The sequence below is a fragment of the ANME-2 cluster archaeon genome (genome assembly GCA_014237145.1).
Lineage (GTDB): Archaea > Halobacteriota > Methanosarcinia > Methanosarcinales > Methanocomedenaceae > Methanocomedens_A.
Genome location: JAAXOC010000077.1, coordinates 1 through 17,674 on the forward strand (window position 1 = coordinate 1; position 17,674 = coordinate 17,674).

At 42.6% G+C, this 17,674-nt stretch carries 21 protein-coding genes and 1 pseudogene; 5 read left to right on the top strand and 17 right to left on the bottom strand.

What is annotated here, in order from left to right; genetic code table 11:
* Window positions 1-11 precede the first annotated feature (11 nt).
* The 9 genes and pseudogenes from HF974_09750 to HF974_09790 all read right to left on the bottom strand — a co-directional run bounded on the left by HF974_09750 (window position 12) and on the right by HF974_09790 (window position 5,273).
* Window positions 12-431 (bottom strand): annotated as a pseudogene (locus HF974_09750) (hypothetical protein).
* Window positions 432-701: 270 nt separating this feature from the next.
* On the bottom strand, window positions 702-1,637 hold the full coding sequence (locus tag HF974_09755; GenBank protein ID MBC2698591.1) for a nucleotidyl transferase AbiEii/AbiGii toxin family protein: 936 nt from the start codon (window positions 1,635-1,637) through the stop codon (window positions 702-704).
* A gap of 17 nt (window positions 1,638-1,654) precedes the next feature.
* Complete coding sequence (locus tag HF974_09760) at window positions 1,655-2,473, bottom strand: hypothetical protein (protein ID MBC2698592.1); 819 nt, start codon at window positions 2,471-2,473, stop codon at window positions 1,655-1,657.
* A 214-nt stretch (window positions 2,474-2,687) separates the two neighbouring features.
* Entirely contained in the window at window positions 2,688-3,008 is a 321-nt protein-coding gene (locus HF974_09765; protein ID MBC2698593.1) for a hypothetical protein, read from the bottom strand.
* A 231-nt stretch (window positions 3,009-3,239) separates the two neighbouring features.
* Window positions 3,240-3,539: a GIY-YIG nuclease family protein gene (locus tag HF974_09770; GenBank protein ID MBC2698594.1), complete on the bottom strand. Its 300-nt coding sequence runs from the start codon at window positions 3,537-3,539 to the stop codon at window positions 3,240-3,242.
* A gap of 247 nt (window positions 3,540-3,786) precedes the next feature.
* Entirely contained in the window at window positions 3,787-4,035 is a 249-nt protein-coding gene (locus tag HF974_09775; GenBank protein ID MBC2698595.1) for a type II toxin-antitoxin system RelE/ParE family toxin, read from the bottom strand.
* Window positions 4,028-4,213 carry a hypothetical protein gene (locus HF974_09780; GenBank protein ID MBC2698596.1) on the bottom strand — a complete coding sequence of 62 codons (186 nt, stop codon included), beginning with the start codon at window positions 4,211-4,213 and terminating at the stop codon, window positions 4,028-4,030. The genes HF974_09775 and HF974_09780 overlap by 8 nt, the downstream gene beginning before the upstream one ends.
* A 618-nt stretch (window positions 4,214-4,831) precedes the next feature.
* Complete coding sequence (locus HF974_09785) at window positions 4,832-5,050, bottom strand: type II toxin-antitoxin system PemK/MazF family toxin (GenBank protein MBC2698597.1); 219 nt, start codon at window positions 5,048-5,050, stop codon at window positions 4,832-4,834.
* A complete protein-coding gene (locus HF974_09790) occupies window positions 5,037-5,273 on the bottom strand; it encodes a hypothetical protein (GenBank protein ID MBC2698598.1) in 237 nt (78 codons plus the stop codon). Before HF974_09790 ends, HF974_09785 begins: the two co-directional genes overlap by 14 nt.
* Before the next feature lie 261 nt (window positions 5,274-5,534).
* Between HF974_09790 and HF974_09795 the strand changes: the two genes are divergently transcribed.
* Window positions 5,535-5,777 carry a type II toxin-antitoxin system HicB family antitoxin gene (locus HF974_09795; protein MBC2698599.1) on the top strand — a complete coding sequence of 81 codons (243 nt, stop codon included), beginning with the start codon at window positions 5,535-5,537 and terminating at the stop codon, window positions 5,775-5,777.
* 69 nt (window positions 5,778-5,846) lie between these two features.
* Here HF974_09795 and HF974_09800 read toward each other — a convergent pair whose 3' ends face one another.
* The 3 genes from HF974_09800 to HF974_09810 form a co-directional block, all read right to left on the bottom strand.
* Window positions 5,847-9,350 carry an AAA family ATPase gene (locus HF974_09800; protein MBC2698600.1) on the bottom strand — a complete coding sequence of 1,168 codons (3,504 nt, stop codon included), beginning with the start codon at window positions 9,348-9,350 and terminating at the stop codon, window positions 5,847-5,849.
* A gap of 2 nt (window positions 9,351-9,352) precedes the next feature.
* A complete protein-coding gene (locus HF974_09805) occupies window positions 9,353-10,552 on the bottom strand; it encodes an exonuclease SbcCD subunit D (GenBank protein ID MBC2698601.1) in 1,200 nt (399 codons plus the stop codon).
* A 177-nt stretch (window positions 10,553-10,729) separates the two neighbouring features.
* Window positions 10,730-10,975 carry a 4Fe-4S binding protein gene (locus HF974_09810; protein ID MBC2698602.1) on the bottom strand — a complete coding sequence of 82 codons (246 nt, stop codon included), beginning with the start codon at window positions 10,973-10,975 and terminating at the stop codon, window positions 10,730-10,732.
* A gap of 639 nt (window positions 10,976-11,614) precedes the next feature.
* On the opposite strand from HF974_09810, the gene artA reads away from it, so the two are divergent.
* The 3 genes from artA to pssA are packed head-to-tail and all read left to right on the top strand — an operon-like array spanning window position 11,615 to window position 13,834.
* Window positions 11,615-12,493, top strand: a complete 879-nt coding sequence (gene artA, locus HF974_09815; protein ID MBC2698603.1) for an archaeosortase A — start codon at window positions 11,615-11,617, stop codon at window positions 12,491-12,493.
* Window positions 12,493-13,143: a phosphatidylserine decarboxylase gene (locus HF974_09820; protein ID MBC2698604.1), complete on the top strand. Its 651-nt coding sequence runs from the start codon at window positions 12,493-12,495 to the stop codon at window positions 13,141-13,143. The genes artA and HF974_09820 overlap by 1 nt, the downstream gene beginning before the upstream one ends.
* A 1-nt stretch (window position 13,144) precedes the next feature.
* A complete protein-coding gene (gene pssA / locus HF974_09825) occupies window positions 13,145-13,834 on the top strand; it encodes a CDP-diacylglycerol--serine O-phosphatidyltransferase (protein ID MBC2698605.1) in 690 nt (229 codons plus the stop codon).
* Between the two features lie 206 nt (window positions 13,835-14,040).
* Here the strand turns inward: pssA and HF974_09830 are convergent, their stop codons facing one another.
* Complete coding sequence (locus HF974_09830; protein ID MBC2698606.1) at window positions 14,041-14,277, bottom strand: hypothetical protein; 237 nt, start codon at window positions 14,275-14,277, stop codon at window positions 14,041-14,043.
* A gap of 624 nt (window positions 14,278-14,901) precedes the next feature.
* Here HF974_09830 and HF974_09835 point away from each other — a divergent pair.
* Complete coding sequence (locus HF974_09835; GenBank protein MBC2698607.1) at window positions 14,902-15,111, top strand: TOBE domain-containing protein; 210 nt, start codon at window positions 14,902-14,904, stop codon at window positions 15,109-15,111.
* A 308-nt stretch (window positions 15,112-15,419) separates the two neighbouring features.
* Here the strand turns inward: HF974_09835 and HF974_09840 are convergent, their stop codons facing one another.
* From HF974_09840 to HF974_09855, 4 genes are all read right to left on the bottom strand, one after another.
* Window positions 15,420-15,722 carry a transposase gene (locus HF974_09840; GenBank protein ID MBC2698608.1) on the bottom strand — a complete coding sequence of 101 codons (303 nt, stop codon included), beginning with the start codon at window positions 15,720-15,722 and terminating at the stop codon, window positions 15,420-15,422.
* Window positions 15,723-15,835: 113 nt separating this feature from the next.
* Window positions 15,836-17,056, bottom strand: a complete 1,221-nt coding sequence (locus tag HF974_09845; GenBank protein ID MBC2698609.1) for a DUF362 domain-containing protein — start codon at window positions 17,054-17,056, stop codon at window positions 15,836-15,838.
* Entirely contained in the window at window positions 17,053-17,199 is a 147-nt protein-coding gene (locus tag HF974_09850) for a hypothetical protein (GenBank protein MBC2698610.1), read from the bottom strand. The genes HF974_09845 and HF974_09850 overlap by 4 nt, the downstream gene beginning before the upstream one ends.
* Before the next feature lie 381 nt (window positions 17,200-17,580).
* A complete protein-coding gene (locus HF974_09855; protein ID MBC2698611.1) occupies window positions 17,581-17,655 on the bottom strand; it encodes a PGF-CTERM sorting domain-containing protein in 75 nt (24 codons plus the stop codon).
* Window positions 17,656-17,674 lie beyond the last annotated feature (19 nt).

Sequence of the window (17,674 nt, forward strand, 5' to 3'; positions counted from 1 at the left end):
TTCCAGTGCGTTTAAGGCGCTTCGATATGGCTGATCACACCAATGGTCCTGCCAGATAACCGCAGGCTTTCCAGTGCGTTTAAGGCAGCATCCAGGGTCTCGCTGTCCAGTGTGCCAAAGCCCTCGTCCAAAAACAATGATTCCAGCCTGGACCGTCCGCTGCTCAGTTCTGACAGTGCCAAAGCCAGCCCCAGGCTGACCAGAAATGACTCGCCGCCGGACAGGGTCTCGACCGGGCGTTGTTCGCCTGTGTTCCACAGGTCTATTACCACCATATCCTTCAGGTCAACAGCCCTTTATGCATACCTAGAGGCTATATAAGATAACTGGCGGTTTGGGATTGTAATGAGCAGGTCTAACATGGTCTGCAGGGCAAAGTCCCTCAGGCTATTTGCAGGTATTACCCCTGCAAGTTTCTGCCATCGTTCCATTTCAACTCTTGTCCTTTCGAGTTTTTTTTAAGAGGTGCTAATTATCCTTAGATTTGAAGTCGTCTGGTTAAATCTGGCACAGGATAGCAATCTGGTTATTATCTACACACTGGCACACCATCCCTGAATAGCCTACATCCAGCATGACAATGAACTGGAGAAGGCAAAAGCTGATATTGTGGTTGCTGTTGACAAGGTCGTTGTTATGTGGGTTTTTTATTCATATCTATGCATATTACATAGAAATCATTAAAATTATTGCAATATCGGTTATTTTCGATTCGATTTTAAATGCTTCCATTTGATTATCGGGTGGTCTTTTAGCCCCTCATTAAATATCCCGTCATCATCGACCAGGTCTGGATTGAACATGCTTTGAGTGTAAAATGTCTCAATCATTTTAATCTCATTTTCTTTTAATTGGCCTATGATATTTTGTGTAAAATCCAGAACATCCTTTTTGATAGCCTGATAATCGATATTATCTTCCAGATTCACCATTCTTGCAAGATTGTCAAAATGCAAAGAATTGCAGAGAAGACTGTTTATATTGATCTCATTTAGTTTTGGTTTGCCCATGAGTATGCTTTCAATAACCGCACATTTTCGAAACACATCCATATCGAAATCCTGCCTTGCAATTGTGTAAACGTCATATAGGTCCCTGGCTGATCGTCTCCGTAAAAAAGTGCACCATTTATTTGCAAACAATTCTTCTTTAGGTGGCGTTTTTACTTTGAATTTATCATTCCTGCAAATATGGTTAAAATCCGCAAGGATGTCTGATCTTAGCAGTGGAAATCTTCGCATGTATCCGATTTCTATTTGAAAACTGTCCATTTTCCCAACTGAATTCCTGTAATATACAACCATCCTGCCAAGCGGGTAACTTGAATCGATCTTTATATCGGCATCTACGTATCCCTGTGTATAAAGTACCTGTTTTATTACGTGATCAATTCTGGTTCTAACCTCTCCCCAATCATCCTCGTCGATGTGCCGGTAATTGAAATCTAAATCCACAGAAAGTCTTGCCAGTGGTTTTGTGTAAATAAAGTTGATAGCTGTTCCACCGATTAGTGACAGCCGCTCTTTTAAAAAGGGAACGTCCATCATTTTTTCAAGCATGGTTGAAATGCGGCATACTTTTTCAATTTCGAGCCGATGGAAACCTGTTACTTCCTGCATTTCATTGTAATTATACACCGTTTAACTTCCTTTATCTAAAGATACTCAACAAATACTGCAGGAACGTAAAGATTCCAATCTTTATTTAAAGTACTGCTGACCGATCTTTCAAGGTACTTTGGAGTTTTTGGTTTATATGCTTTAATTTTGTTTAATATTTCATCACTCAGATGTTCATAGAACACAGACTGCTCACGTAACAGTTCAAGTACAAAACCAACTTTGGCATAAAGACTTTTTTTGCTGTACATGTCAAGAATGTCAATTATTTTCCCAAAATCAAGTCCACTTAAGATACTGAGACTTTTAAAGCATTCCTCCCATCCACCGGCATAATCCGGTCTGTCCACACAATCAACAAGAGTGCGTTCTTTACTACTCACCTTTATTTCAGCAGTGCGGTACTTTTTTGATTCAATATCAAAGAAAATCTCTTTAGTAAAGATCGGTTTAAAATTAAGGTTTTGGTACTTAAAAGGAGAAAAACGATCTTCGGGAAGGACTGTAATGTACACTTCGTTATAATGACTATATGCTGACCCATAATATTCAAGAGCAGAATGGAACCCAAGATAATAGCGATTCCTGATCTTACCTGCAATGATGAACTTATCTGAGATGTATTTTTCTGGTTCTTCGAATGGAGATAGGACTGCATATAATCCCTTTCTGATTCTTTGAAGTTTACCTTCCGCAAGCAGTTTGGCTGTATATTCACTATAAATGTATTTGGGAATGAGTGCAGGACTGAGCGTCAGTTCAGTGATTTCAAGAGCTGCTTTTTTGATTTCCCGGGATGTTACAACTTTCTTTTTAAGTAGCTTTTTGTAAAGTCTATCTCTTTTTCTGACCATCTACCGGGTCTTTTGATTTTAAATATTTTAAAGTTATCCATGCTTTTAGCATAGAGATCAGTAAAAAGACGATATTAATGCGAACATAATACATTCTTTATACTATTGTTTTTCAGCACCCCATCCCACAAATATTTATTTCAACAGCAATGGTGCAGTCCCTGTCGCACCCACTGATACTCGGGGCCGCCGCCTACATATAGTCTCTCCCATCCTATCCCTTCACATGTATGGTTGATGTCCCGACCCCTGTCCATTTCACATCTATTCTCATAGGTATGCGCCGGGTAAGCGCTTCGATATGGCTGATCGCACCAATGGTTCTGCCAGATAACCGCAGGCTTTCCAGTGCATTCAGGGCGGCATCCAGGGTCTCGCTGTCCAGTGCGCCAAAGCCCTCGTCCAAAAACAGGGATTCCAGGCTTGAGCACCCGCTGCTAAGTTCTGAGAAGTGCCAGTACCAGCCCCAGGCTGACCGGGAATGATTCACAGCCGGATAAGGGTCTCGACCGGGCGTTGTTCGCCTGCGTTCCACAGGTCTATTACCACTATATCCTTTTAGGTCAACAGCCCTTAATGCATATCTTGAGGTTATAGAGGCTGTCTAACAATTACTGTCAGTAACAAATCTCTTGCTTCTTTTTCGATTTAAAGCTCCAATTTGTCTATTTTTCATTTGGATTTTAAATTACCTGACAATCTCTGAAATATAAGGTATCCACACACGAGCCCCCTCGCACTGGCTGGGGGACGGCTCTCTCAGTCTCTAATCGGCAGTGTACCTCACATCATGAAATTTTGGCAATTGATTATATCCAATCTCTGGTTCATTTGAACGATGCAATCTAATGAGCTCTACTTCCTTCTTATTAACTTCCGGGTCGGTCGCAGTTTCTGATTCCCAGATAATTTCTTTTCGTATTGTAAAATCACGGCGTTGTTCGCGCATAAAATCTTTTTCAATTAATTCACTGGATGCGCTTCCAAAATAGTTGATGCTGTCTGTCAAATCTTTCCAAATGTAAATCTTACCGTTTGGATAGGTGATTTTATAAATTACTTTCATGGTCTACACCTTTTCATTTTTTCGCTGGCCACTTAAGTCAATGACCCCGAATAGCGTTACGTTCTGTCCGGGGCATCAACGGGGTTGGAGGTCGGATAGTAAAACGAATGTATTGGGTAGACGTATGATTGCCGAAGGCAGTGTAGAGTTTGGTTTCCATTTCCTCATTTTATAAAGTTATAGCAGAAGTCAATTACCCTAAGGATAGAAAATATAAGATAAATATGCGCTTTTTAACGGTATCTTATTATTTATAAATGCCTTTTCTATGCCCAATTCTTAAAACTACTATAGTATCTTTGTCAATATCAAATATAATTCTATAGTCTCCTATTTTGAACCTATATGTTCCTATTTTATGATTAATTAATTTCTCACCATATTTTTGAGGCTCTTTAGTATATTCCTTGAGTTTCACAGCTATCCTATTCTGTATATATTTGTCAATATTTTCTAAGTCTTTTAATGACCTTCTGGTAAATACAACATTATACATTAAAGATTTCCTCAAATTTTTTCAATCTACCCTCATTATAATCGTTTCTTGCCTCATTAATAGAGTAGAGATATTCATCACTTGAAAGTGCTAACATATCTTCGATTAAATCTTCCATGGTTTCTTTGACTGTATCAGATATGAGAGAGTGTAGTTCCATAACCGTTAAATCCTTCACTTTTGTTTCTATGAGTAACACCTTCTTTTATTGTTTAGTTAAAAGAGGCTGTCCAACAATTAACCAACCATTAATAAATGGTCTACTAGAATCTACGATGAAACCATATATATCTTTTTTTATGGCTATAGTTTAGCGTCAACTTCCAGGTGTTAGATTTGAAGTAGATACCACAAGATTTTGAATTATCGGACAATCTCTGAAATATGAGTTATCCACACACAAGCCCACTCACACTTGATCATGTGTCAATTCATTTTTATTTTAAAGTCCAAATGTGTGTTTCAACGATTCTTTCAGTATCTCCAACTCTGTAAATGTTCCAATTCTTCTGTAAATCTCTGATAGACGAACGGTCGCAATATTATCAGTCATAATAATAGAATCACTTAGAAGGCCAGTTTCTTGGCCCATTTCCGTATGGATGTCTACGTAAATACGGCTCTTGTGACCTTTACGTATTAAATTACTAGTGTCAAGTCAACCATACAATATCGCTAGATATATTATCTGACACTGTTCCATTTCCCAGTTATTTTTAAGACGCAGATTTACACTGATTTACGCAGATTTAAGGTTGCATCTGCGTAAATCAGTGTAAATCTGCGTCTAATATTATTATTGAAATAATTTGATTTTAGAATTGTGCCCTATTCCCTTCATAATCTGACACTTTGATGTTGACTTGACACTAGTAATCATACCAATGATCAATTGACCCAATCCAGTTTGTAAATTATTTGATTGTAAAACAACTGCTGGACGTTTTTTTGCGGTCATCAAATTAGAATCCGGAAACCAAACAAGGATGATATCTCCCTGTTTATAAGTTGTCATAGTCGTCCATACCAGACGCATTCCAATCGTCTTTAAAAGTTGTCAACCGTCTGCGCAAATCGAATGCTTCTTCCCGAGTCAATCCTGTCTCATGTAATGGGATACTTTGATTTTGCATTTGCTCCTTTAGAAAATGCACAAAATCCATTACCTCGACAATCTTGTCTTTGGGCAAAGAGTATAGGTCATCAACGATTTGTTGAGTATATTCCTCTGTATTCATAATAAACCATTTCCCTCATCCTAATATAAACATTTCGTTCACTATTGCAAATATTCTTTGTATAGAACTTACAACAACCTTAAATCTATGAAAGCAAGCTGTCCCAAAACCAATTCACATTATACAATTCAATCATATTTTATCTCAACTAGGCAATTATCAATTGTAATTTAATGTTATTATCCGATATAGGATGGATATCATTTGATTTGTACACATGATTTTAGTTTTGGGACAGCCTGAAAGGCACTTAATTTTACAATGAAATCCAGCTCAAATAAAATAAATTTTCCAATTATTTTAGAAAAAGGTGAAGATGGATTTTATGTAGTAGAGTGTCCGCTTTTAAGAGGTTGTTATACTCAAGGAGAGACCCTCAATGAGGCACTCAAGAACATCCATGAAGTCATTGAGATGTGTCTTGATGATGAGACCGAAGATGTAGTTTCCTATATTGCAAATATCCAGGAATTTAGTTTTCATACATTAGCGGTTGAAGTATGAAACTGCTAATTATATCAGGCAAAAAGGCAATAAAAGCCTTTGAAAAACTCATTTAAGGATTTTGTTCTCCTATCCCTTCACATGTATGGTTGATGTCCCGACCCCTGTCCTTTTCACATCTATTCTCACAGGTATGCGCCGGGTAAGCGCTTCGATATGGCTGATCACTCCAATGGTCCTGCCAGATAACCGCAGGCTTTCCAGTGCATTCAGGGCGGCATCCAGGGTCTCGCTGTCCAGTGTGCCAAAGCCCTCGTCCAAAAACAGGGATTCCAGCCTTGAGCGCCCGCTGCTCAGTTCAGAAAGTGCCAGGGCCAGCGACAGGCTGACCAGGAATGACTCGCCGCCGGACAGGGTCTCGACCGGGCGTTCCTCGCCTGCATTCCACAGGTCTATTACTACCATATCCTTCAGGTCAACAGCCCTTAATGCATATCTGGAGGTTATATCAGACAACTGGCGGTTTGCGATTGTAATGAGCAGGTCGAACATGGTCTGCAAGGCAAAGTCCCTCAGGCTGTTTGCAGGTATTACCCCTGCAAGTTTCTGCCATCGTTCCATTTCAGCCCTGGCCCCTTCCAGTTTTTTTTCCTGTTCCTGTCTCTTTGTGAAGTTTTCGTTAAGTGTTTTTATCTTACCTGTAAGTCCACCTTTAAGGGTGTTCTTCTCTTGAATTGATGCAATAAGCTTCATCTCCCTGTCAAGGATATCCACGAGGTTATCGGGATTGAAAGAAGTCTGAGTAAAAACAGCTTCATGTGTTCTTATATTCTCTTCAACGGTATGCCAGTCATTGTTATACTGCTGCAGCACCTGTCTTTTCTTATCCATCCATCCAGGGTCCCTGAATGATGCCTTATGTTCCTTGGCAGATTCAAAACCTGCATTTTCAAAAGCCTTTAGGTATACGGACCAGATGGCCGACAGTTTCTCCTGCGTCCTGTCCAGGTCATTTTTCTGTCCCTCCAGCCGGGCTGTAATCGCTGCCAGTTGCGTTTCAGCCTGCCTGGAATCTTCCAGCATGGTATCCCTGTTATTCCCTTTTTTAATCAGGTGCGCCTCAAGTGCCGACCTTGCTGCCTCTACTCCTTTACCGCCGGTCATTTCCATGACCTGTTCAAGTAATCCGGTACCTTCATCCCTGTATACGGTAGCGGTTTCAAGCAGATTGCTGTAGCGTGTTGTATCTTCATCAAGGCGTCTGGTGTTCTCCTGTACAAAGGTTCCCAGTTCTACAAGTGTACTGTTGTTCTGCTCCAGACGCCCGATGGACTCCCGGGTATTTGATATATGCTGCTTGAATTTCTCAAATGCAAACTGAGGCGGTTCACCTGCAAATTCAGCAGGAATGATAGAAAGGAACTGCTTATTGTTATATGCAATGTCATTTTCCATTTCCATTATTTTAGCATAGATATCCTGCATCCTTTGAGCTATGCCTTCGATCTGGTCATTCAATGTATTAATACGATTGCTGTTGGCCTCGATCTGCTGCTCTGCCAGTTTCAGTTCACCTTCGGTAAAATCTATCTTTTTTGACAGGGATTCTATTTTACCAATCCGCTTATCGCATGCAGTAACCTTCTTTTTTGCCAGACTTACGAGTTTTTTTAGTATGGATTCAAGGCCTTTTTTTGCATCTTCCAGTTCTGATCCGGCACTTTGCACATTATCCCTCGCCATATCAATGGAACCTTCCCTGTCAGGTTCGTGTTTACCGGAATCGGGGTGCTCAGTTGAACCGCATACAGGGCACGGTTCCCCAGCTGTAAGATGCTCCCTGCGCAGGATAAGTGCCTGATTGGTGGCAGCTACGGCCTTCTCTTCGGCCTGGCAGCGTTTGACCTTTTCCTCAGCAGTCATTACCTGCTGTTTCATAAGTTCCATCCTGTGCTTGAACTCATGCAATTTCTCATTGAATTCCTGAACCGATGCGGTCAGTATTGTATCATCAAATATCCAGCTTAATTGTTCATAGGACTCAAGGAACCTGCTGCCTGCATCCCTTACCTCACCCCATGCCGACCCTAATTTGCGCCAGTAGTAGTTGTTACCCTCTTCAGTCAGCGGTTGCAGTGCCTGCCTGACAGCTTCCAGGCGGGACGTGATGTCATTTTTCCTGGTTTCAATGACTTTTCCCTCATTTACAGTCCTTTCCATCTCTTCTGTTTTTGCCTGGTGTTCGTTCTTTTCCCTCATCAGAGTTTCCTGTTTCTCCCCTAATGTTCGTTCCTTCTCGGAAAGAGAGGCAGCAGTTTGTGACGCCCGTGCTAGCAGGTCATCCGCATTTTCAGGCAGGGGATTATGTTCAAGGAACTCCCTGTCACCCTTAAGCTGCCCTTCCAGGGCCGCGATCTCTTTGTTCTTCTGCTGTATCTGGTTGTTAAGTCCGTCCAGTTTTACTTTAAGGTCATTTGCTTCCTTTTGTTTTTTATCTGCTTCCCCTATTTGCTCCTTGCCACGGGTTTCCAGGACAGCTGCATCATTATATGCATTTTCTTTCTGTTCAGCGTCTTTTCTTGCAGTTTCAAAATCCTGGTTTGCCGCATCATATTTCGCATTCGCTTCATAGAATCGTTTTTGTCCTGTATCTTTTTCATGTATACTCTCTTCCAGTGCAGTCTCCAGCTTTTCCACCCGCTCCTTTTCAGTATGATACGATCCCATCTCTGAGCGGATGTCTGAAGCCTTCTGTGCCCGCTCGATCTCAGCCTTAAGGTTCTCCATATTGTCCTTCACTGACAGCAGTTCCTGCTGTTTTTTCCTGTCCTCATCCAGTTTATTATGGGCATCCACCCGCCGCTGCTCTTCTTCCTTTTCTTTTTCCAGGGCGGTCCTGGGTTCGTTGAGACTAAGCAGTTCAGCTTCAAGCCGGGCCAGTTCTTTTTCTGCCGTACCGATCTCTTCAGCAGATACCTGCGGTATAGATTCCAGGCCGGCCTCTGCAATATCGTATTCACCTGTCACCTTCCTGACCTGCTGGTTCAGGTTCTCCTTCAGCACCTCAAACTCTCCCATGCCCGTGGTGGCCTCAAGTATCTGTCTCCTCTCATCGGCACTGGCCTTTAAGAATGCTGCAAAATCGCCCTGTGCCAGCAGGATAGAGCGCCTGAAAGCATTAAAATCCATGCCCAGTATACTTGTAACTGCGTCCTCGACCGACATATCTGCCATGTCACTGCCGCTTTTTCCCTTCCGCCTGCTGGTAATAAGTTCCCCTGTATCTGCACGGAGCAATTTTACTTCGGGTTTGACATCACCTTTTTTGCTCCGCCTTGCCCGCCACTCAGCCAGGTACTGCGTGTCATTTGTCTGGAACACCACCTCGGAAAAACCTTCTCTGGTTCCCTGGCTTAATAGATTGACCGGATTGCTGCTGCCTGTTCCATCCAGCCGGGGTGTCCGGTTATACAGTGCCACTGATATGGCATCCAGCAAGGTTGTCTTACCCGAACCGGTTGGGCCTGTTATGGCGAACAGGGAAGCATCAGACAATGGTTCTTTGGTAAAGTCCAGGTGAAGCTCATCTTTGAAACTGTTGATATTCTTCAGGCACAGCGACATGAGTTTCAAGGCTATATCTCCTGCTCCCGACCTATATCCAGCAATTCATTAAAAGTGGTAAGCAATTCGTCCAGTTCAGTATCAGGCCCGCTCTCGCCGAATTTGTATTTGTAGAAGTCCTGGAATATTTCCACAGGGGTCCTGGTCTTAATATCCTCTGTGGATAAAATTTCACCACCTGCCCTGGGCAGTACTGACTCCACCACAAGCACCTTGCCGCCCTTTAGGGCGAATGCCTGGCGTATTTCATCTCCCACGCCAACGGCAGGGCCGTCCAGGAGTACTTTCGCCTCAATGTACCTGTCCTTCCAGTCCCCGAAATTGGCCAGTTGCGTCAGTTCGTCAGGAGTCCCATCCACCCTTACCAGTTCCCTGAACACGGGCACAGTGACCTTTTCGATATTACACGCAACGTCAGTGCCGAGGTCGACCAGGAGGACTTTCTTGCCGTATTTCTTATCATACTCTGCCTCCTTGAAACTGAGGGGCAGGGGCGAACCTGGATATACAATAGGACAGCCACCTCCCTTGATCTGCTGTTGCTTGTGCAGGTGCCCCAGTGCAATATAATCTACATCACCGGGAAGGTCATCGGTCCTGATCGGCGCAATACCGCCTATCTGCACCAGCCGCTCCGAGTCTCCGAATGTGCCGCCCTGGATGAAGTAGTGTCCCATAAACACTTTAATATCGGCATCCATTGCCGACAGGCATTCATCATATATCCTTTTCATAGCCTCCCGGTATCTCAGCGAGCGTTCTATTTCTGCTTCCAGCGGGATATGGGGCAGAATATCGCTTTCGTTCAGGTAGGGCACGGCGGCAAAGGCAGCAGTTTGGCCATTTGCGTCCAGGTGCACTACGCAATCCTTTGCAGAATCACGGATGCCGCCCACGACATGCATGCGGGCCATCTTCAGGAATTGCCCTGGTGCGGCCAGCCTCACTGCTGAATCGTGGTTGCCTGCGATTATGACTGCATGGGTGCGGGTCTTCCCGTACAGGTCGAACAGGAACCGGTAGTACAGGTCAGTTGCCCGGGCAGGGGGCATTGATGAATCAAAGACATCCCCTGAAACAAGCAGGACATCTACATCCCTGTTAATTATGATTTCCAGCAGCCAGTCCAGGAACCGGGTATGTTCATCCAGTCTGTCCTCTCCATAGATCTTTTTGCCTATATGCCAATCAGAAGTGTGAAGTATGCGCATGGAACCAATTGAGTATGGACGGGATTGAATAAAAATTTTAGTAATTGATTCCTGACCTAAGGTAATTTACAGGTCAGTCAGTAAAATCCTCACTACGTTCGCATTTTCTATGCCTGGAAGAAAGTATATACTGATATGTAAATAAAAAAAACTGTAGGGATTCTAACCCCTAAAATATTATGCTAAAACTTCGATCGTTAGTGAATCTACCGGACAGTTCTTAGTGCATATGCCACATTTTATGCACAGGTCATCGTTTATGACAGCCTGCCCATTGTCCACAGCTATTGCCCTGGGCTCGGCATCCACATCAAAGTTTATGTCCTTCTCCTGCTTAAGGTTGGTAGGACATACAGTTACACAGATTCCGCAGCCAATGCAATCCTCTTCTGAAAGTACAAGTCGTTTATCTTCTTTTGCCATTTGATTTCCCTCAATGATATGATGTATACTTTGTATTGTTTGCTATAATAAGAACGTTTCGAAATATGTTCAGTGATGTTACTTAGCCATCCTGGCAGACTATAGTTCTCCGGCCACTTCAACGTTATCCTGGTTTATTTCGTATTATATGGCAAACCATGTCTGTTTTTTGGGTAGTGTCCTATATTTCATGAGACTTTTTATTATTTTCTTGACAATATTGAAAACCGCCGATTATGCAGAGGGACGCAGAGAAAAATAACAACTCCCTGCGATCCTCCGCGTCCCTTGCGGTTAATCTTTTTTGCCATGATCCATTGATTCAGAATAAATTAAAAAGTCTCCAATCTGAAAGGAGAAAACAAAATGCTTCACGCCGAATTAACAGATAAAATCATCAGTTCGTTTTTCAAATTCAATTAATATATAGGTCACGATTTATAGGACACTACCGTTTTTTGTAACTTTCTACTACAGAGGTTATAGAGATGCCTTTTCCGGAGCCTTAGATCCTGCCTCTGTATCCCCGGTGACCTATGTGGCTGTGATCTATAGTTCTGGATTAATATATGCGGATTATACATGCGGAGTAGTATATAATATAAGATTATATACAGTAACAAATCAGGGGCTTAAAGCATGACAAATTACTTTCTATGGATGTCACTGGTATTCTTCCTACTTGCATCCATACTTCCATCACAACATAAACAGTACCGGATGCCCATTGGCGGCATAGGCTGGATATTTTTTGCCATATACTGGGCGCTGCAACCGCTATATTACATCAAGGAAGGGGATCTCTCAATGATACTGTTGACCCTGGTCGTGGCATTCATTTGCATTATCATAGCTCAACTGATGTTCGGTACATATCTGGATTCAAGAAAAGGCATACAAAACGATAATCCCACTGACAGGCAAAATACCCTGACAGCTGTAACTACTATCACGGCAGTGGGATGCCTGTTCTATTTCCCCTTCGCTGAAATCGAATCGCTGAACCATTTACTGATATCAATAGTGACCTCTCAGACCTTCTGGCTCGCACAGATAGCAGGATTTCCTGTAGAAAGGCTTGACTGGAACATGATAATCCTTGAAGGATACAGGGTAGAGATCATACTGGCGTGTACAGCCATTGAAAGCATAGCCCTGTTCTTCGGGATCATACTTGGCATAAAAGCAGAGAAAAAACGGATTTTCATGGCACTGATGGCTTCGATCCCGGTAATATACATACTCAACCTCATAAGGAATGCATTTGTGATAGGAGCATATGGCTACAACTGGTTCGGGACCGGACCCATGACAGTAAATATCCTGGGCAATGAATTATTCCTGCATGATTCTGCCAGTTTCTATTTAGGGCATCACATTATTGCAAAAGCTGGCTCAGGGATCGCCCTATTCTTTATCGCCTATGCAGTCCTGAAACTGCTGCCTGAACTCCTGGACCTTATCGATAATCTCTGGCAGCTGATAAGAGAGGACCTAAGGCTGATCAGGAGTGGTTAATCATTCTGGCCCGAAATACCGAAACCCTGGTCAGGGGCCTACTCGCAGTTGCAGTGACACTGGCAGTGGCTGCTTATTTATTGAATTCGTCACTACTGGCAAAGGAGTCCGCACTTGTTTTTATACTGGATATTTTTTTCATCTGGTTCTTCAGGGATCCTGAACGTACAGTAGAAGGACCAAAGGATGTAATTTTATCTCCTGCTGACGGTAAAATTGTGGATATCAGGGATAACACGGCATGTATCTTTATGAACATATACAATGTGCATGTCAACAGGGCCCCTATCAGTGGAAAGATCGTGAAGATGAAACATAAGGATGGTGGATACCTGCCTGCCTTTTTCAAGGATTCGCACAGGAATGAACGCAACCTGATTTGTATTGAGTCGGATTACGGACTTGTCAGGATGGTGCAGATAGCAGGTACTGTGACCCGCAGGATCGACACGTACTTTAATGTAGGTGACAGTGTAGTCAGGGGTGAGCGTATCGGCATGATACGGTTCGGAAGCCGGGTGGATATCACACCCCCTAACGGATATACGCTGATTGTCAATAAAGGTGACAGGGTAAAAGCTGCCGAATCTGCCATAGCAATAAGAAACACGACTGGTCAAAACGATTCCGGTCATTTTGCAGGTGGATGAAATGAACGAAAGCATTTACCGATTGATCAAACTGCCTGACCTGGTGACACTATTAAATGCACTCCTTGGTTTTACTGCCGTCCTGATGATGGTGCAGTCCCCTTTAAACGCCTACCACGCCTCGATCCTAATCCTACTGGCGGTTATTGCAGATGGTTTGGACGGTGCTATTGCAAGGTCCATGGAATATGGTGTGCTCGGGGAAAATCTTGATTCCCTTGCCGATGTGATCTCGTTCGGACTGGCACCTGCGGTTATCGCATATGCCATTCTGGCACCCCAGTACCACAATCTGATATGTGTGGTCGGAGGGGCGTTTTTGGCATGCGGTATACTGAGACTTGCCCGTTTCAATGCCATCAGTGCAATGGACGGATTTGTGGGTCTTCCTATCACTACTTCCGGCCTGGCCGTGGCATTGTATGTGCTGGTGTTTTATAATGTGGGGTGGCAGTTCTTTTCTTATGGCCTGATGGCTGCAATGTCAATATTAGCAATACTTATGATCAGCAGGGTATATTACCCAAAGATCAGGAATATGAAATATCTTGGATTGGCAGCTGTCCTGATGATAATTGTAGTACTGTTGTTTTATCTTGGCAATACCGCCGGGGTCAGGGTGGCGGCAGGGGCAAACCTTGTAGTTATCGGATCGTATCTTCTCAGTCCATTGTTTAAAATGGGGAAATAAAGCCGCTTTTTGACAGCCAGACCATTGCTGATTACTTGATAGCTTTCAATATCTCTGCATACAACTCTGTTGAGCACGGCCAGCCTTTGTGTATCATTTCATCCAATATATCAAAGGATTCTTTTTTTGTCCGAACTTGTGGATTGCTGGACGGCCTTCATACTTAATAGAAAGTCCTGAATTCATTAATTAATTTATCGAATAATTTACTGGAATATCGCAGTCAATATTTTCATTATCAGGTACGATGTAACAATCATCACAATAAAAAACAGTGCAAAAAAAAGGAGGTTCATGTAAACAACATCATCACTTGAGCCTGCATTTACAATGTGTCCACCGGCACAGCCGGTTGAATTACAATTGCCACAGCCTGTGCTGCAACTTGAATTATCAACAGAATTTTCGTCCATCAATGGTATCGTCTTAATATCACTCGACATGTTCACTTCTACTTCCTTTAACTATATGTATGGTGTTTCCCCGATATATGTGATTGTATTTAGTGGTTTTATCGTATCCACTTCAAATCCAAGAGGCTTTCTAACAACAATACTGATAATAATTCTGAGACAGCCTCTATACCTATTGAAATTGTTAAAAACGGGGTCAGGTAGAAACTATATGAAGCTTTTTAATTCATTATAAACGATATCTACTTTGTTCCACCATTATAAAAATACATCATGTAAGAGGAATAAATATTGGACACTAAAAAAATCACGCTCTCCCAACTCGAAAACTTCCTCTTTAAGTCCGCCGATATTCTGCGTGGTAAAAGTAAACGAACCAAAAACCTGAAGACGCTAGATGGGTTTTTGTGTATATTGGGGTACATGGGAAGGGAATCATGAGACAAGTTTTACTTGAACGCTGCCGGAAGGCAGTTCTGAGGTCACCCGAGTTTCGTGTGGATTCCGGCTTTTTTGAATAGTCCCAGTAAATAATAAAAAGTCTCATTTACTCAATAGGTAGATTTAGATAGTATGTTATACAACAATTTATTGTAATTCACTGTAATTATAATTGCGTGGCAGGAATTGCAGAAAGTATAGGATGTGTTTAAAATAAGAATTAGTGCAAGAAATAAGATCGAAGGCGTTGTAACGAAAATAGAGAATGGTACAGTTGCTTCCACTGTAAAAATTGAAATCTCCAAGTCTGCGAATCTAACCTCGATGATAACTAAAGAGGCGGTAGAAGAGCTTAATCTAAAAGAAGGCGATAAAGTAGAAGCCGTGATCAAAGCAACAGAGATACTGATATCAAAGGAATAAAATATTCCAATCAAACTTTTTTTTGCAGTTTTTTTTCTAATTACTCAAACTTGATTGGGAAATCGATAGCTTACTGATTAATCTTTTCATAGGGACTATAGTAATTGATTCGGATACTACCGGTTTCTAGTGTATCTTTGCAAATGGCTCTTCGCTAATTCATGTGGGTAACTGGAAATTCAATTGTCCCAATCGAAGATAGATCATAGTAATGAAATTCTGAACATTTCGATAACCACGAGCACTTCTTTTTATAAACTCCCAAATGACCGATAGGTCTCTACACTTGCCGTAATTTGCTTCATTCATTAATCTCCCTCCTCATTTACCATCTTCATTGCATGAAATTTATTAAAATTGATTGCTGCATTAAGAAATTCAGCATGAATACCACTTATAAAAGCAGGGGACATATCACAACAGACAGAGTGAATATTCTCATGATTTCCACTGTGTGTTTTGTAATCTTTTTTGAAGATAGAAACAGTATTAGAGTCTTTTACTTCACAAACATGAATTACTTTAGATGTGTCGAAATCCACTTCAAGTGTAACATATTTGTGCCCTTTGGCACACGAAGTCTCATCAATTCCAATTACAGCCCCATCCACACCACGCTCGGACTTAAAGTCCGAGGCATCCACGAGTGTCTGTTGAGTAGTTTTCAGTTTTAAATTATAAAATGCACAGTGGAAGTTATCCCTGCAAATGTGCGTCAACAGCTCTACTCAATCAGATTGTCGGGGCTTTCTTCAAGTTCGTTTTTGGAAATCATTTCCAGGATTTGAGTCGCCACAGGCGGACATCCCGGTACAAAAACACCCTGCTTTTTATATTGAGCAGTGCAGTTACCGATGCAGAGCGTACCGCAAGGGATAGATAGATGTCCCTTCCCGATTGCAATGGTGACATTCTCCTGTCCGGTGAAGGAGTCGAAGACCTGACTCCTATACCGTTTCAATAACATAAAAACTGTGGACTGGCAGGCACTGCATGACATTTCATCAAGAATGGTGATACCCGGGAACTGTATAGATAAGTTGTCGGGAGGGGGCTCAAAAGGAGAGATAAAATCATGCCACCTAGCAGGACTCACCTGTATTCTTGAGATATCGATCACGCCATATCCTCGTTGGGCGCAAATACGCAGGTGTGGCACATCTTCTGCATTCAGCCCCATGAGCGAGCAGGCAACGGCGTCCACTGCCAAAGGATCAATCCCTGCCAAAACAAGATCAAGTTTCTTAGCCTGTCCAGCGCTTGGACCCAGCCCTTCCATTCCAGTAGCGCCATCAATAATCGATAGATGCGGACGAAGAACCGATGCAGTATCAGCAATGGCGATATTAAGCGGTTTGTCGTTCAAATCCTTAATTGGAGGTAGCATGTGAAGATCAACCTTTGTACGTCGCCATAGACATCCTTTCATATTTTTCACCGCCAGCGTGACAACTGTGTGCATGTGGGTCTTCATGACCGGTATTGAAACGACAACGTCGTACTCTAGCACTTCAGGACACACCTTAAGCGACTGTAATGCAACGCCATCTTCGATAATCACATGAATGGGCTGCCGGGCATCCATATCAATCAAAGGACAGTTGCGCTCACGGGCCACTGACGCAATACCCGTTGCTTCGAATGCCTCCATTGTTTTGACGCCTGTTATAGGACTCTCGCCAACCGCAACGCTTGCTTCTGCCTCGAGAAATGCATCAATTGCTGCAGCCACAACCTGGGGGTTGGTGGTAATCCCCGAATCGGCAGTAGCAATTCGCCCTGCATTTGGCTTTAAAAGAACACGCTTGCCTTTGACTACAGCAAGGTTGATTTGTGAAAGAACTTGTCTCGTGTTATCATATGCACCTTCTCCCGTAGCGACATGGACATAAGGATGAGACATGTCATCGATAAAAGGATTTGGTTGCAGTGATCTCATATTCATCTCATCAACACTCCTCGATCGTTTCCAGCGTCTGCCAGATATGGTATTTCAAATGCAGAAAGTATATTGCTCAGCATTCCGGGCATGTCAGCACTTCCTGCGATAAGATGTGTTGCCTTATATTTATGTGCTGGGTCATGCATAGTAGGATCGAGTGTTATGGTAATAAATATAATTTATATGACAAGAAAACTCTCACACTGATTCTGTGTGACGAATTGGGCATACACATTTTCTGCATGATCCACATCGCCATACTTTCTGGCGGCACAGATCGCGTTTGCTGTCATATCAAATCCTCCATATCATGGTATCCAACGAAGCACATACAGGTAATACTGTGCTGCCAGATAAAGGTACACCGTTCATCTTCTTCCCGTCCCCTTTCTGTTCAGGCTGATGATGGGGATTATATCAGCGGATTATAAGTCAACGATCCCGGACGTCGCTTCGCTCTGTCCCAGGCTTCTCATTGATGCTCGGGGATAATATTTTTCTTGATTCAATATATACCACTTGTTACATTATCGCCTTCTTCTAATTAAAAGTGCAATTGCTAATAAACCAGTAATAGAAAAAACTCCTTCAAATCCTGCGATTCCTTTTCTTCTTTATTTG

What these genes read in the sequence shown, in the direction of transcription:
- HF974_09830 (MBC2698606.1), bottom strand. Translation starts at nt 14,277, where the DNA reads ATGTCGAGTGATATTAAGACGATACCATTGATGGACGAAAATTCTGTT.
- pssA (MBC2698605.1), top strand. Translation starts at nt 13,145, where the DNA reads ATGAACGAAAGCATTTACCGATTGATCAAACTGCCTGACCTGGTGACA.
- HF974_09770 (MBC2698594.1), bottom strand. Translation starts at nt 3,539, where the DNA reads ATGAAAGTAATTTATAAAATCACCTATCCAAACGGTAAGATTTACATT.
- HF974_09845 (MBC2698609.1), bottom strand. Translation starts at nt 17,056, where the DNA reads ATGAATATGAGATCACTGCAACCAAATCCTTTTATCGATGACATGTCT.
- artA (MBC2698603.1), top strand. Translation starts at nt 11,615, where the DNA reads ATGACAAATTACTTTCTATGGATGTCACTGGTATTCTTCCTACTTGCA.
- HF974_09805 (MBC2698601.1), bottom strand. Translation starts at nt 10,552, where the DNA reads ATGCGCATACTTCACACTTCTGATTGGCATATAGGCAAAAAGATCTAT.
- HF974_09795 (MBC2698599.1), top strand. Translation starts at nt 5,535, where the DNA reads ATGAAATCCAGCTCAAATAAAATAAATTTTCCAATTATTTTAGAAAAA.
- HF974_09850 (MBC2698610.1), bottom strand. Translation starts at nt 17,199, where the DNA reads ATGCATGACCCAGCACATAAATATAAGGCAACACATCTTATCGCAGGA.
- HF974_09810 (MBC2698602.1), bottom strand. Translation starts at nt 10,975, where the DNA reads ATGGCAAAAGAAGATAAACGACTTGTACTTTCAGAAGAGGATTGCATT.
- HF974_09760 (MBC2698592.1), bottom strand. Translation starts at nt 2,473, where the DNA reads ATGGTCAGAAAAAGAGATAGACTTTACAAAAAGCTACTTAAAAAGAAA.
- HF974_09790 (MBC2698598.1), bottom strand. Translation starts at nt 5,273, where the DNA reads ATGAATACAGAGGAATATACTCAACAAATCGTTGATGACCTATACTCT.
- HF974_09775 (MBC2698595.1), bottom strand. Translation starts at nt 4,035, where the DNA reads ATGTATAATGTTGTATTTACCAGAAGGTCATTAAAAGACTTAGAAAAT.
- HF974_09785 (MBC2698597.1), bottom strand. Translation starts at nt 5,050, where the DNA reads ATGACAACTTATAAACAGGGAGATATCATCCTTGTTTGGTTTCCGGAT.